Below are 14,651 nucleotides of genomic sequence, written 5' to 3'. Positions count from 1 at the left end.
ACACAAAAAAGGCCGCGAATATCGCGGCCTTTTTGCTGGGCTCAACCCTTAACCATAGGTATACGAAGATTGAATACCCAATGGAATATCTAAGCCCCAATAGGCTAACAAGAAGATGCTCCAGCCAATCAAAAAGGCGATAGAGTAAGGCAACATCATCGCTATCAGCGTACCTATACCGGTATTTTTCACATACTTTTGGCAATACACCACCACCAGCGGGAAGTAAGGCATCAATGGCGTAATAATGTTTGAGCTTGAATCACCAACACGATAAGCAGCCTGAGTTAAATCAGGAGAGATATTAAGCTGCATTAACATTGGTACAAAGATAGGCCCAAGTAGTGCCCATTTCGCCGAGCTTGAGCCGACAAACAAGTTTACAAAGCCAGTTAAAAAGATAATACCGACAATAGTCACGCCACTTGGCAAGGACAAGGCTTTCAAGACTGCTGCGCCCTCAATCGCCAGCAATGCACCCAGATTAGACTGTGCGAATGCGGCAATAAATAGCGCACAGAAGAACGCCATCACCACATAATACGCCATCCCTTCCATGGCTTTGGTCATCGCCATCACCATGTCTTTTGAGGATTGGAAAGTACCGGCAACAAAGCCATACACCGCCCCTGGGATCCAGAACAATAAGAAAATAAGCGGTACGATGGATTGCATGATTGGTGCGCTAAAATCAGCCAGCTTGCCATTTTCAGCGCGCAGTGGTGAGTCACCTAAACTAGCTACATACGCTAACAGCGCCAAGCCAGCTAGCATCACTGCAGTGGCAATAAAGAAGGCTTTCTTTTCTTTCGAGGTCGCCGTTTCAAAAGCCGGCAATTCATCGGTGTTACCATCAACCGGAGAGTTCTTTAACCGTGGCTCAATAATCTTGTCGGTGATGTACCACCCCACCAAGACAATGAAGATACTCGACATTGAGGTAAAGTAGTAATTGTTAAGCGGGTTGATTTCCATTGTCGGGTTAATGATTTGCGCCGCACTTTGGGTAAAGCTTTGTAATAGCGGGTCGATACCTGAGGGAATAAAGTTAGCACTAAAGCCACCGCTCACACCGGCAAATGCCGCTGCGATACCCGCCAATGGATGACGCCCCATGGCGTAGAAAATAACCCCGGCAAGTGGGATCACTAATACATAGCCGGCGTCTGTCGCGGTATGCGACACAATACCGACCAAAATAATCATTGGTGTAAGTAAGGCTTGCGGAGTGCGTTTAAGCATCAGCTTAATGCCGGTATTGATATAGCCACTGTGCTCAGCAACGCCAACACCAAGCATCGCCACCAGCACCACACCTAGTGGCGCAAAGCCGGTGAAGGTCTTCACCATCGAGGCGAGAAAGCCCGCTAACGCATCGCCGGTGAGTAGGTTATTAACCACAATAGGCGCATTGGTGCGCGGGTCAATGACATCAAAGGTAACGCCTGAGAATACCCAGGAAAGCACCCAGATCAGTAACATAGAGAACAAGAAAATCATTGCCGGATCGGGCAACTTGTTCCCCACATGCTCAATAGTATTTAAAAAGCGCGCGATAGCGCCAGTTGGTGCAGCTCCTTGCTGGCCACCGTTATTATTATTCATTATCACTCCTTAGCTAAAGCGAGTGCGTGAACATCCGCCACGCAATTTCCACTGTGCAGACTACTGCAAAATGCCCATAAAGGCTATATAGACAAAAACACCAGCTAGCTGGTGTTTTTAGGTATTCGTGTAACGCAATGGGGCTAGTTGGCAAGCGCCTTAACTTGCTCCCAAATCACCACCACATGATCTCGGTCGGTGTCATCCAGCTCACCATTTTGATAGGCCTTTACCAAGCTTTCTTCCACCTGTTGGTTGAGCTCATCTGGGGTTAACGGCAAGTTCTCTACTTGCGCATAACCGACAGCCAAATCAAAGTGGCCGCGCAGATAACCGCCCGCGAAGAGCTGATCGTCATCGGCATTATCAACCAAATCATCAAAAAACTGCTGCGCCGCATCGACATACTGTGTGTAAGGCATTACTACTCCTCAAAGTGGCCCACGGCATAGAGCACATGGTCATTAAAGCCTGTGGTTATTTGTATATAACCGGATAATTCGTCGTCTAGTTCGCTGTCGCCGGTATCGCAAACCAATGGCCGCCCTTGCAGCGCTTGCAGTTTGCTTTTCGTAGCAACAACGATGATATTGTCTTTTCCTATAGCGCGAATAAGCGCTGGGCTCAGTTGCTGGTTGCCTCGACCGAATAAATGTCCTTGGCCACCAATAAGGGTAATAACCAGTTTGGTTGGCGCCTGCTCGACAGCACTGAGCAACTGCTGCGCGGTCATGTCCTGCCCTATCAACGCTTGATCTTGAACTAAATCCACCCCTAGCAAGGTGTTCTCTAGGCCCATTTCTTCCATGACTGCTGCAACCGTTGAGCCTGAACCCATAATGTACTGGTATTGTTCATCCATCTCACTGACCACAAAGGCTGCGATGTCAGCAAGTACTAACTCATCAACTTCTTTACCGCCGGCATTTTTCACTGCTTGCACATAGCGTAACTCGCTGGGAACGCGCAGCTCGCCGTAGCGTTTTGCGCGCACTGCACCTTGGCGAAAAGCCTGCTCATCAATGTCCATAACATCACTTTCGCTGAGGGTCACCAGCTCGCCTTTAACCAGCATTTCAACCACCCTACCCGCCGCTTTTGGGGTAATGGCATACACGCCTGAGTGAATTTTACAGCCCGCAGGAATGCCCAGCGCCGGCAGCGTATCATCAATGGCATGACAGATATTTCTGGCGGTGCCATCGCCTCCGGCAAACAATAATAAATCCACACCTATAGCCTGCAGCGCTTTTGCCGCCAGTTCAGTGTCTTGAGCCGTGGTTGAGCGCTCACTGTGATACACCACTTCAACATCAAAGCCGAGTTCTTTGGCGACTTGTTCGCCCATGGAATCATTGACAGTGTAAATACACAGTTGCTCGCGATAAGCGAGGAGCTGCTCTAGGGCCGCACGGGTACGTAGGTTCGCTTTCGGCTCGGCGCCAAGGGCGATGGCTTTGGCTGCCGTTTGCGCACCGTCACTGCCTTTAAGCGCAACGGCCCCCCCAAGTCCAGCCAAGGGGTTAACAATTAAACCTAGTTTAAAGCGCATTGCGTTGCTCCTGTACACCCCGCCAATGCACCCGCTCTGGCGTCAGTGGGTAGGGTTGCTGATAATGCTGACTCAAGGCTTGCAATAGGCGCTCAGTGCGAGCATTAAAGCCCTGCTCAATAAGCCTGACTAGCTTGTCATACACCCGTTGCTGAAAACGAAATCGGCAGGTTTGCTCACCACCGAGATTATCCGCTGACACATTAAAGGGAAAACCCGCCGCCAAAGACAACGCCCATTCAATTGCTTGTGGATGCACTTCCACCTGCTCAAATGCCTGTTGTTGCTCTTTACTGCGCCCATCAGGGCAGTACCAGTAACCGTAGTCTTCACGAGTTCTACGCTCAGCACCGGCGACAAGCCAATGAGCAATCTCATGCAGAGCACTTGCGAAAAATCCATGGGCAAAGACAATACGGTGATAACCGCAATGTTCGTCTGCGGGCAAGTAAATGGGCTCGTCCTCACCGCGCACCAAGCGAGTGGTGTAATCCGCATAAAACGTGCGCTCAAATAGCGCGATTAATTCATCAACGTGGTGCATAACAAAATTGAAAACAAAAACACCGCAGGATTGTACGGATTTTGCGAGGTAAAGTAAAAACGCAGCCCTATTGGCTGCGTCACTTTATTTATTTTTGCCCTGGGATAGGCCCAAACTCATGGGCCACATGGGGGTTTTGTGCCCGTTGCCGTAATAGGTGGTCCATCAGGGTAATGGCCATCATCGCCTCAGCAATAGGCACCGCACGAATACCTACGCAAGGGTCATGACGGCCTTTAGTGATCATTTCTACCGCTTCATTGCGAGTGTTAATACTCTGCCCCACCACGGTAATGCTTGACGTGGGCTTGAGGGCGATGCTGGCAACGATATCTTGGCCGGTAGAGATGCCCGCTAACACACCGCCAGCATGATTGGAGGTAAAGCCTTGCGGGGTGAGCTCATCGCGACCTTGAGAGCCTTTTTGCTCGACCACGGCAAAGCCATCGCCAATCTCCACCCCTTTAACCGCGTTGATGCTCATCAATGAGTGCGCCAGTTCTGCATCAAGACGGTCAAACACAGGCTCGCCCAAACCTACCGGCACACTTTTAGCCACGACCGTGACCTTCGCGCCGATGGAGTCGCCCTGCTTTTTTAAATCTCGCATATACTCATCAAGGGCATCAATTTGACTGGCATCAGGGAAGAAAAAAGCATTGTTATGCACTTCATTCCAATCATATTGCTGCGCTTTAATAGGCCCTAGCTGCGACAAGCACCCTTGCACCTCGATACCGTGAAATTGTTTCAGGTACTTTTTCGCTATTGCCCCCGCAGCGACGCGAATAGCGGTTTCTCTGGCTGAAGAGCGCCCCCCACCACGGTAATCACGCACACCATATTTATGCCAATAGCTGTAATCACCATGGCCTGGGCGAAACACATCTTTAATTTTGCTGTAGTCTTTGGAGCGCTGATCGGTGTTTTCAATCACCAGGCCAATACTGGTACCGGTCGTTTTGCCTTCAAACACCCCAGAGAGAATTTTCACCTCATCCGCCTCTCGGCGCGCCGTAGTGTAGCGGCTTTGCCCCGGTTTGCGCCGGTCTAAGTCGTGTTGTAAGTCAGCCTCATTAAGCTCCAGCCCTGGTGGGCAGCCATCGACCACCCCCCCTAGCGCTGGCCCGTGGCTTTCGCCAAAGGTAGAGAGCTTAAATAGCTGCCCTATACTGTTACCTGCCATGTTCTTTCCTCATTCCAAAAATGGCGTTACCTAGTAGCTAATCTAGCTGCCAAAGTGGGCATCTAAATCGGCTTTTGAAATCATAAATACCCCTAAACCACCCTGCTCAAACTCAAGCCATGTGAAGGGTACCTCGGGGTATAGCGCTTCCATGTGTACCATAGAGTTGCCCACCTCAACAAATAATAAACCGTTATCTGTTAGATGCTGTGCTGCGTTAGCAAGCAACTGGCGGGTCACATCCAAGCCATCTTCACCCGAAGCCAGCCCTAACTCCGGTTCATGGTGAAACTCTTGAGGTAAATCGCCCATATCCTCAGCATCAACATAAGGCGGGTTAGCAATGATCAAGTCGTACTTTTCTTGGCCTACGCCGCTAAATACATCGGATAAAATCGGTAATACTCTATCTTGCAGCTGATAATCCTGGATATTGATATCTGCCACGGCCAGTGCATCAGGGGAGATGTCCACAGCATCCACCAGCGCATTTTCAAATGCCTGCGCCAAGGCTATGGCGATACAGCCTGAGCCAGTACACATATCGAGTATACGCATTACATTTTCGGGCTCTTGCACCCAAGGTGAAAACTGCTGCGAGATGAGCTCTGCAAACGGTGAGCGCGGCACTAATACCCGCTCATCTACATAAAATGGCATGCCAGCGAAATATGCTTGATTGGTTAGATACGCCACGGGTGTGCGCTCATTAATACGTTTTGCAATCAGTACACTCAAATGCAGCTTTTCAGCTGTGGTTAAACGGCTACTAAGAAGCGTGTTCGGCGCATCCATAGGTAAATGCAGTGCCGGTAATACCAGAGCTACGGCTTCATCCCAAGCATTATCAGTACCATGGCCAAAGAATAAGCCATGACCACTAAACTGACTTGTGGCCCAACGCAGCCAATCATTGATAGTTTCTAAGGTGTGCTCAGCATCTTCGCGCTGGGCGTCGGTTAGCAAAATGTCGCTCATGTTTGTAAACGCTCGTTATCCCTTAATAGCGCCATTGTAGCGTGTTTAACGCTAGGTTTTTATGCTTTTTTTGGCTAAACTCTCGACCATGAAAAAACAGCAACCAACAGCACCTGACGCACAGCCATTGTCGCAACAGGACATCGATTTATTTCGCCAAAGCATTGGCGCCACCAAGCGGGTCAAAAATGACACCGTGCGTTTGACTGGGCAACAGAAAAAGCCGATCGCTCAGCGCCAACAAGTGGAGCGCCAAAGTAATACCGAATTCTACTTTTCAGACGAGTATATTCCCGACATAGACACACACAGCACCATCAGCTATGTCAAAGCAGGAGAAGACCGCTATCTGGCAAAGCAATTGCGTCGTGGCGATTACAACCCGGAACTGATCCTCGACTTGCACGGCCTCAACAAAGAAACGGTCAAGCAGGAATTAGCAGCGCTGATCAGCGCCTGCAAAAAACAGCATGTGGCCTGTGCGTGTGTAGTGCATGGTATTGGTGAGCGGGTGTTAAAGCACAAAGTGCCGCAATATCTGGTGCAGCATCCTGATGTGATTGCCATGCACCAAGCGCCATTAGAATATGGCGGTAAAGGGGCGTTATTAATTCTTATTGACTTGCCCGTGGATGTCAGCCCACTTCTTTAGGCTTGGTATATATCGGCATTATGACGTTGCATCAAAATGCTTGGATCATCAATGGCGTTAAAGCCAAACTGACGATATAAATCGTGCGCATCGAAGGTGGCGAGCATAAAACGCCGCAACCCTTGCAGCTCAGGGTGGGCGACCACCTTAGCAATAAGCGCTTTGCCTATCCCCTGTCCTTGATAATGCTGCAATACAAACACATCAGCCAGATAAGCGAATGTGGCGTAATCCGTGGTCACGCGGGCAAAGGCTACTTGCTCGCCCCGTTGGTTATAGGCGCCAAAGCACAAGGAGTTATCGATGGCACGACGCATCACCGCAGCAGGAATATCTTTAGCCCAGTAAGTGCGGCTTATAAACCCGTGGATCACGTCAAACTGCAGCTTTGCTTTGTCTGTATCTATATGCACTGAACTCATGGGGCTTCCACTTCGAGGTGTTCAGGCAACGCATTGACCGCTCCCTCTTCCAGCGGACGACTAAAGTAATAGCCCTGCACAATAAAACAGTTATTGGCTTTCAAAAACTCCATTTGCTCTTTCGTCTCAACCCCTTCGGCAACAACATTGAGGTTTAATTTTTGTGCCATAGCAATAATAGCAGCGGTGATCTCCATGTCATTAGAGTCTTCAGGGATATCTTGCACAAAAGAGCGATCCACTTTCAGCACATCAACCGGGAAACGTTTTAAATAGCTTAGCGACGAGTAGCCGGTGCCAAAGTCATCAATGGAAATAGACACGCCCAAACGCTTCATTTCAAGCAACTGCGAAATAGCGGTATCGACGTCTCCCATTAACATAGATTCAGTGAGCTCAAGGTGGAGCTTGTCAGGGGCAATGCCAGATTCACGCAAGGTTTTACTCATAGTGGCAATGAGGTTGGCGTCTTGGAACTGCCGCGCTGATAAGTTCACTGATACATTGGCTTCAAGACCAGCTTTAGCTCGACGCGCCGAGAATGCGCACGCCTCGCGCATCACCCACTCGCCAAGCTCAACAATGAGTCCTGTGGCTTCAGCGATGGGAATAAACTTAAATGGTGAAATGGGGCCTTGCACAGGGTGAGTCCAGCGCACCAATGCCTCAAAACCAAGGATACGGCCATCACGGCTATCAACCTGTGGTTGATAATGAAGATGAAATTGACTATCACGGATCCCTTGGCGTAGCTCATTTTCTATGTATAAGCGCTCGTTTGCAGCGGCATTGAGCTCTTTGGAGTAGAAATGATAGGTATTTTTGCCTTTCGCCTTGGCTTCGTACATTGCCAAATCAGCGTGCTTAAGCAATTGATCTTCTTCGCTACTGTCATCGGGCGCCATGGTAATACCAATACTGGCACTCACAATCACCTCGTTATTGCCAAGCTGAATAGGCTGATTAAGAGTGCGCTGAATGGTATTAGCTACTTCTTTTGCACGTTCATGACTTTCAATACCACTGAGTAATACCGCAAATTCATCACCGCCTAAACGGGCAATGGTGTCTTCGGTACGAAGGCGGTTTTTGAGGCGCCGAGCTACCTCTACCAGCAATTGGTCACCGACATCATGACCTAAAGTGTCATTAATGCGTTTAAATTCATCAAGGTCGAAGTAAAACAAGGCAAAAGCATAATGCCCTCTATCCGCGAGCGCCATCGACTTACGTAGCTGCATGCGAAAGAAAGTACGGTTGGCCAAACCTGTAAGGGTATCAAAATAAGCCAGCTGCTCCATTTTGCGCTGACTCTCTTTTACAAAGGAAATGTCTTGCGCAGAAACTACGTAGCTATCGACATCCCCTTCCTCATCACGGATGGGAGAAATACTGAGCGATACCCATATGGCTCGACCATCAATGTGCTGCAGCATGGTGTCACCACGCCAATAATTACGTGAGCGTAAATCAAACTCAATGTCTTCGTTGAGAATCGCCATTTCCCGGGCAATAACACTGAGTAATTTGGCCTCAATAAAGTGCTCTTCGCTGTACCCGGTCATCTCCAGCATTTTCGGGTTCACATATTCAATTTGCAGTTGATAGTTGGTGATCAACACCCCAGTACCAGAGTAAGCGACCGCTTTAGAGAGCCGGTTGGCAGCCTGCTCGGCCACTTCTTTTTCTTTAATACGCTGATTAAGCCCGGTTATGGTGTTACTCAGCTCGACACTCATGTCTTTAAATGAGCCATTGAGAACACCTATTTCATCTTTACTCTCTGGCGGGAAATCGGTGTCCATTTTGCCTTTGCCAAAGCTGGATACCGCATTCACAAGCAAATAAATGCGCCGGAGCACGAGCTGATACAAAGCTTGGTGTAATAGCAGAGCAACGAGAATGGCGTAGAGAATAAACAGCCCTAAGAACTTAATTTGCAATGCCTCAAGCGCTTCTAAAGCACTGGATTGCTTACGGTAAATGCCTACGTACCAATCCAGCCCTTCAACTTTGCGAATCGTGGTGAGGTAATTCTCTCCCTCGTAACTGAATTGCTCTGTCACCGTTGGCAGTTTTAAGCGCAGCGCCCCACTGACTAATTCAACCAGTTTAGGGTTAATAAAGTCAGACATGCGTAGCGGTTTACCTTGGCGGCCATAGCGTTGGTAGGTGGCATTGTCTAAGCGCGGGTGAGCCAATAACTGTCCCTGTGCATCAACAACAAACATCTGCTGATGTGGGTCATCTATTGGTAAGTATTCGAGTAATTTATCCAGTTCTAAATCCGCACCTGTTAGCGCGACGTGCTGATCCTGCTTATAAATAGGCGTGACAATACTGACAATCCATTTGCCCCAGATAGGGTCGTAGTACACCGGCGTCCACACTGCCTGACGGGTGGGGTTATTTTGCTCATTAACGCGATCGAAATTCAATGAGTTCACGGCGCGATAATCCGCTGGCACATCCAATGCCCAGTTCGGCGGCGCCACTCGAACAAAGTCATCCTCGGTCAGCAAATAGAAATTAAAATACTCTTGAATCAACGTGGGTGAAATGACCTGCCAAAGCTGCTCTGATTTTGCAAACAGTTGCTCGTAGGATGGTGAATAATTTTTTTTCGGGATGATGGCAGCAGAAAGGCCATCATCAGACATGCTGCGCAGTGTTAGTTCATCGGTAATTATAAATTGAGGTGACTCAAAGGAAGCATTGGCGTTGGTGTGAGTGAATAAAGCGCGTTTAACGACCTCGTTGGCCTGCTCAGCAATGTTGGTTTTGGTATCAATAAAACGGCCAAACTGACCGATAAAACGTGCACTATATTGGTTTAACTGTTCATGCTCTTCAAACATCAACTGCTTTTGCTCTGACTTGAGCATCAGCACCGCCGCAAAAATACCGGCAATCAAACAAATAGCAGAGATCAATGCCGAGAGCTTGATGCTGAGGGAATGAATGCCAAACCGAGATGGCGGACGCCTGTAGACCACTGCCTATCCTTTTTAAGTCTCTGGATTAATGTACTTTTAGCCAGCTAGCAAATATAACAGGCCTCAGGCACTTATATAAACCTTTTTCGTGGAATAATTGATTGCACGATATTGCAGCCCATACAAAGGTATGAGCTATAACACCGCGTTGCTAGTTCGCACAGTATTTGTAACACAATAACGTTTTCTACTCACCTAGTTTACCGGCGCTAAGACATTAAATTGAGAAATATCAAATTAGCCCGATTTAGCTGTTGACTTGCATAGAGTGGAACCAGTAGATTGAAAGTATGAACAGTATCTCTTTCGTATTTTTTCGCTTTTTTATCTTCCGCCCTTGTTAGGGAGGCCGATAGCGAGTACGTGAGATTCACCTTATGCTAAAGCCTCCCCACTGGGAGGCTTTTTTCGTTTTGGGAATGAGGAAACCTAATAATGACTAACGAAACGCTGCATGCATTGCGCCGGGATATTAACGAAATAGACTCCGAGCTTTTGATTTTGCTGGCTAAACGCCGCCGTATCGCACACTCCGTTGTGGAGTATAAAATTAACAACAATAAACCCATACGTGATGAAGCCCGGGAACAGGCACTGCTGGAGAACTTGATAAGTTATGGCAAATCCTTAGGGTTAGACGCTTATTATATCAACAATGTGTTCCAGCGTATTTTAGAGGACTCGGTGTTGCACCAACAGGCCATGTTGCAACAAAACCTCAACCCCGAAGCCTTAGGGACGACCAACCGAGTCACTTACTTAGGAGGGCAAGGCTCGTACTCGCAACTGGCCGTACATAAGTATTTCAGCCGCCGCCCAGGCAAGCTGGTAGAACTTGGTTGTTCACAATTTGATGAAATCACCGGCGCAGTGGAAAAAGGCCAAGCAGACTTTGGCGTACTGCCTATTGAAAATACCAGCTCTGGCAGTATTAATGAGGTGTTTGACCTCTTGCAACATGCCCAAGTGTCGATTGTCGGTGAAGTAACCCACAGCGTTGAGCACTGTGTATTAGCCAAACCAGGAACCGAGCTGGGTGATATTAATAAGCTCTTTGGTCACCCTCAGCCATTCGCTCAGTGCAGCCGGTTTATTCAAGGGTTAGATCAGGTTCAGCTCGAGCATTGCGACTCCACCACCAGTGCAATGAAGGCAGCGCTTGAATGCGAGCACAGCGCGGCAATTGGCTCGGCGCAGGCCGGCAAGCATTTAGGGTTAGAGGTGCTGCAAACGGCGATTGCTAATCAAAGTGAAAACCACAGCCGCTTCATTGTGGTTGCCCGCAAACCGCTTCAGGTATCAATGCAAATCCCCACAAAAACATCGCTAATTATGTCAACCTCGCAGCAAGTGGGCGCCTTAGCTGATGCTCTGATGATTTTCAAACAGCGTGAAATTAACTTAGTGAAACTAGAGTCTCGCCCGGTGCCAGGCAACCCTTGGGAAGAAGTGTTTTATATCGACTTAGAAGCGAACATCGACGACCCTAATGTTAATCAAGCCTTAGAAGAGCTTAAACCCTTCACTGAGTTTATCCGCGTTTTAGGCTGCTACCAAAGTGAGTCGCTTAAAGCGGTTACGCCAAAAATGTAATCCTGTCTGTGCAGAAAGGCGCCATCAATGCCTTTCTGCATACGGAACACATCTTTGATAAAGCAAATACTAACCTAACACCTTGGCATCATTAGCTTTATTTAACAAAGCTCGGCTTTGGCTTAAGAACTGATCGCTGGCATCACTAAAGAACACTTTTGCATCAGAGAATGCAGTCATTAACGCCTCTTTGTCTTTATCACGCAGCATGCTTAAAGTATGTTCATAGGTATTTTTATACGCCTCCAAGAGCGGCTCTACGCGCTCAAACTGCGCAAGCATGATGTCGCTATACAGCTCCGGGCTTTGTGCAAACAAACGGCCCACCATCATTAATTCCAGCTGATAGATAGGGGACGAGCAATCGCGAATTTCTGCTAAGCTATGTTCTTGTTTAGCTAGAAACTGGCCATATACGAAGGTGGTTAAGTGACGCATAACCTGGATTATTTGCATGGCTTCGTCGTGTTTGCGTGCGCTCATAGTGACAAGTTGACACCCCCACACTTTAAGCTGAGCCAACAACGCCTCACCCGCTTCACTCTCTACGTCTTTGCACACCACCACCGTTTGTTTAACCCAATGGCTAATATCTGGTCCAAACATCGGGTGCAAGCCCAATACCGGACCACTGTGTTTGTTGGTCAGCGCCGCTAAGGGCTTTTCTTTCACAGACGTGATATCAACTAGCAAGGCATCGTCGTCCAAAGCAGGAAGGTTGGCGACAACCTCCTCTACGGCGTTGATAGGTACGCTAATAAGCACACATTTAGCGCCTTTGAGTAGCTTTGCAGCTTCGCCACTTTGCTGTTCTTGGCGGTCAATAATACGCACCTCAACACCACTACGGGTAAGTTGCTTAGCAAATAGTTGCCCCATCGCTCCACGGCCACCGACAATCGCCACCGGATTGAGCGACTTACAAACACAAGCCAACTCACTTTGTTGGTTTTGATAGGCCTCTCGCATCATGCGCCGCAAAATATCTTCGACCAAGTCAGGGTTAACCGCCGCTTCTTCAGCCTCTTTACGTCGAGCCGCGATCAACGCCGCCTCGCGTTCGGGGGCATGCAAAGGAGCACCGCTTTGTTGCTTTATTTTACCTACCTGCTCGGTGATTTGGTTACGCTTGGCAAGGAGGCGAACGAGTTCGGTATCACAGGCATCGATTTGATTGCGAAGTTGGGCTAGCTGCTGCTCTGAGGTCATAATGTAAACTTAAAATTACACTTGGTAAACTAATTAATACATCGATAGTAGCAATATTAGTAAGTCAGGAAAAGGGGCAAGAGGTAACAAGGTGTTGAATAATATGCGAGGAATCACCTGCAGCGAGAGGGAGCATAAGGCGCCGCCTGTAAAAACCAAAGCGGGCCAGCTATTACTAGCTGGCCCGCTTTATCACGTCTTAGTAAAACGCGCGTATTAATTAAGTTTTTCTTTAATACGTGCAGACTTACCAGAACGCTCACGCAAGTAGTAAAGTTTCGCGCGACGTACTGCACCGCGACGCTTAACTGTGATGCTATCTACAAGTGGGCTGTGCGTTTGGAATACACGCTCAACGCCTTCACCGCTTGAAATTTTACGCACGGTGAATGCAGAGTGTAGGCCACGGTTACGCTTAGCGATTACAACACCTTCAAAGGCCTGTAGACGCTCTTTGTTACCCTCTTTTACACGTACCTGTACAACAACTGTGTCACCAGCGCCGAAGCTTGGTACGTCTTGCTTAAGCTGTTCAGCTTCAAGCTCTTTAATAATATTTTGGTTTACTTTTGCCATTTTATTTCTCACTTTCCTAGGTGTAACTGTCTTCTAGCCACAAGCTATGAGTTTTCTTGCTGATATTCAGCAAGTAACTGCGCTTGCTCCTCAGTCAGAGCTAGGTTTTGCAACAAGTCTGGACGTCTTTGCCAAGTTCTCCCTAATGACTGCTTTTGCCGCCATTTTGCGATTGCTTGGTGGTTACCACTGAGTAGAATCGGTGGAACCGCTTTGCCATCCAATATCTCTGGCCGGGTATAGTGCGGACAATCGAGCAAGCCATCCGAAAATGAATCTTGCTCAGCCGATTGGTTATGACCTAACACCCCTGGCACTAATCGCGCAACAGCGTCAATTAATGTCATGGCCGGTAGTTCACCGCCGCTGAGGATAAAATCCCCAATCGACCATTCTTCATCGATATAGGATTCGATGAGCCGTTCATCTATACCTTCATAACGACCAGCTACTAAAATCAGTTTATCGCACTGAGCGAGCTCTTGTGCGCCTTGCTGATCTAGTTTTCGCCCTTGTGGGGACATGTAAATTACCTTAGCGCCCTCGCCTGCCGCAGCTTTCGCATCGAGTATGGCCTGCTTCAATGGTTCAACCATCATCAACATGCCTGGACCTCCACCATAAGGGCGGTCGTCCACAGTACGATGCTTATCCGTTGCATAATCGCGCGGGTTCCAGCAGTGAAAGTCGATTAAACCACGTTTCACTGCGCGGCCTGTTACGCCCTGCTCAGTAATTGCCGAAAACATCTCTGGAAAGAGGCTTATTACCCCCATCCAAAACGGTGTTTGTGCCATTAAAAGCCTGGGTCCCAGTCCACAGTAATCTGACGCTCGTCATGGTCCACATTGATAATGACCGAATCGGTCAAAAATGGGATTAAACGCTCGCCTTTGCCGAATGCATCTTTACTGTTTGCTTTCACAACCAGCACATCATTCGAGCCTGTCTCCATCAAGTCATCAACTTGACCTAAGTCATAACCTTTTGTGGTTACCACGGCCATGCCGATGAGATCTCGCCAATAAAACTCCCCTTCGGGAAGCTCTGGTAATTGCGCCACTTCAACCGAGATTTCCGCATTGGTCATAGCCATTGCTTGGTCACGGTCATTAATTTGCGCAAACTTGGCGATAAAGCCTTTGTTGTGGCGACGCCAGTCACTCACTTCAAAGGTTTGCCATTTACCTTGTTGCCCTATCAACCATGGGCTGAAATCGAAGATCCCTTGGGGATCATCAGTAAATGAATGTACCTTAAGCCAACCCTTGATCCCATACGGGGCTCCGAGTTTGCCAACGACGATTGTTGAGGCTTGCTCTTGTTGACTCATGGTTA

The 14,651-nt window shown here is 48.4% G+C and carries 14 protein-coding genes; 2 read left to right on the top strand and 12 right to left on the bottom strand.

Going from position 1 to position 14,651, the window contains the following annotated elements; genetic code table 11:
• Positions 1 to 48 precede the first annotated feature (48 nt).
• The 6 genes from MHM93_RS02240 to prmB all read right to left on the bottom strand — a co-directional run bounded on the left by MHM93_RS02240 (position 49) and on the right by prmB (position 5,865).
• Positions 49 to 1,605, bottom strand: a complete 1,557-nt coding sequence (locus MHM93_RS02240; protein WP_045978180.1) for an AbgT family transporter — start codon at positions 1,603 to 1,605, stop codon at positions 49 to 51.
• Between the two features lie 143 nt (positions 1,606 to 1,748).
• Positions 1,749 to 2,027: a YfcL family protein gene (locus MHM93_RS02235; RefSeq protein ID WP_022945743.1), complete on the bottom strand. Its 279-nt coding sequence runs from the start codon at positions 2,025 to 2,027 to the stop codon at positions 1,749 to 1,751.
• Positions 2,028 to 2,029: 2 nt separating this feature from the next.
• Positions 2,030 to 3,157: an ATP-NAD kinase family protein gene (locus tag MHM93_RS02230; protein ID WP_239447831.1), complete on the bottom strand. Its 1,128-nt coding sequence runs from the start codon at positions 3,155 to 3,157 to the stop codon at positions 2,030 to 2,032.
• Positions 3,147 to 3,701, bottom strand: coding sequence for an elongation factor P hydroxylase (locus MHM93_RS02225; RefSeq protein ID WP_239447829.1), 555 nt, complete (start codon positions 3,699 to 3,701; stop codon positions 3,147 to 3,149). Before MHM93_RS02225 ends, MHM93_RS02230 begins: the two co-directional genes overlap by 11 nt.
• 88 nt (positions 3,702 to 3,789) lie before the next feature.
• The gene (aroC, locus tag MHM93_RS02220; RefSeq protein ID WP_022945746.1) at positions 3,790 to 4,887 is read right to left on the bottom strand and encodes a chorismate synthase; all 1,098 of its coding nucleotides are present in this window, start codon (positions 4,885 to 4,887) and stop codon (positions 3,790 to 3,792) included.
• A 42-nt stretch (positions 4,888 to 4,929) separates the two neighbouring features.
• A complete protein-coding gene (prmB, locus tag MHM93_RS02215) occupies positions 4,930 to 5,865 on the bottom strand; it encodes a 50S ribosomal protein L3 N(5)-glutamine methyltransferase (RefSeq protein ID WP_022945747.1) in 936 nt (311 codons plus the stop codon).
• A gap of 88 nt (positions 5,866 to 5,953) precedes the next feature.
• On the opposite strand from prmB, the gene smrB reads away from it, so the two are divergent.
• Positions 5,954 to 6,517 carry an endonuclease SmrB gene (gene smrB / locus MHM93_RS02210; protein WP_026111224.1) on the top strand — a complete coding sequence of 188 codons (564 nt, stop codon included), beginning with the start codon at positions 5,954 to 5,956 and terminating at the stop codon, positions 6,515 to 6,517.
• Here the strand turns inward: smrB and MHM93_RS02205 are convergent.
• Positions 6,514 to 6,939 carry a GNAT family N-acetyltransferase gene (locus MHM93_RS02205; RefSeq protein WP_053910307.1) on the bottom strand — a complete coding sequence of 142 codons (426 nt, stop codon included), beginning with the start codon at positions 6,937 to 6,939 and terminating at the stop codon, positions 6,514 to 6,516. The two genes, smrB and MHM93_RS02205, sit on opposite strands and share 4 nt — an antisense overlap.
• Entirely contained in the window at positions 6,936 to 9,935 is a 3,000-nt protein-coding gene (locus MHM93_RS02200) for an EAL domain-containing protein (protein ID WP_239447828.1), read from the bottom strand. The genes MHM93_RS02205 and MHM93_RS02200 overlap by 4 nt, the downstream gene beginning before the upstream one ends.
• Before the next feature lie 435 nt (positions 9,936 to 10,370).
• Here MHM93_RS02200 and MHM93_RS02195 point away from each other — a divergent pair, with 435 nt between their 5' ends.
• Entirely contained in the window at positions 10,371 to 11,528 is a 1,158-nt protein-coding gene (locus tag MHM93_RS02195; protein WP_239447827.1) for a chorismate mutase, read from the top strand.
• 69 nt (positions 11,529 to 11,597) lie between these two features.
• Here the strand turns inward: MHM93_RS02195 and tyrA are convergent, their stop codons facing one another.
• The 4 genes from tyrA to rimM form a co-directional block, all read right to left on the bottom strand.
• A complete protein-coding gene (gene tyrA / locus MHM93_RS02190; RefSeq protein WP_235419727.1) occupies positions 11,598 to 12,737 on the bottom strand; it encodes a bifunctional chorismate mutase/prephenate dehydrogenase in 1,140 nt (379 codons plus the stop codon).
• Between the two features lie 216 nt (positions 12,738 to 12,953).
• On the bottom strand, positions 12,954 to 13,313 hold the full coding sequence (rplS, locus tag MHM93_RS02185) for a 50S ribosomal protein L19 (RefSeq protein ID WP_022945752.1): 360 nt from the start codon (positions 13,311 to 13,313) through the stop codon (positions 12,954 to 12,956).
• Positions 13,314 to 13,357: 44 nt separating this feature from the next.
• Positions 13,358 to 14,110, bottom strand: coding sequence for a tRNA (guanosine(37)-N1)-methyltransferase TrmD (gene trmD, locus MHM93_RS02180; RefSeq protein ID WP_022945753.1), 753 nt, complete (start codon positions 14,108 to 14,110; stop codon positions 13,358 to 13,360).
• Positions 14,110 to 14,646 (bottom strand): ribosome maturation factor RimM, encoded by a 537-nt coding sequence (gene rimM, locus MHM93_RS02175; protein WP_022945754.1) that lies wholly within the window; start codon positions 14,644 to 14,646, stop codon positions 14,110 to 14,112. The genes trmD and rimM overlap by 1 nt, the downstream gene beginning before the upstream one ends.
• Between the last annotated feature and the right edge of the window lie 5 nt (positions 14,647 to 14,651).

This window comes from Pseudoalteromonas sp. MM17-2 (assembly GCF_022347945.1).
GTDB lineage: Bacteria > Pseudomonadota > Gammaproteobacteria > Enterobacterales > Alteromonadaceae > Pseudoalteromonas > Pseudoalteromonas ruthenica.
The sequence above is the reverse complement of the archived record's forward strand: the minus strand, read 5'-3'. Positions and strand labels throughout refer to the sequence as shown.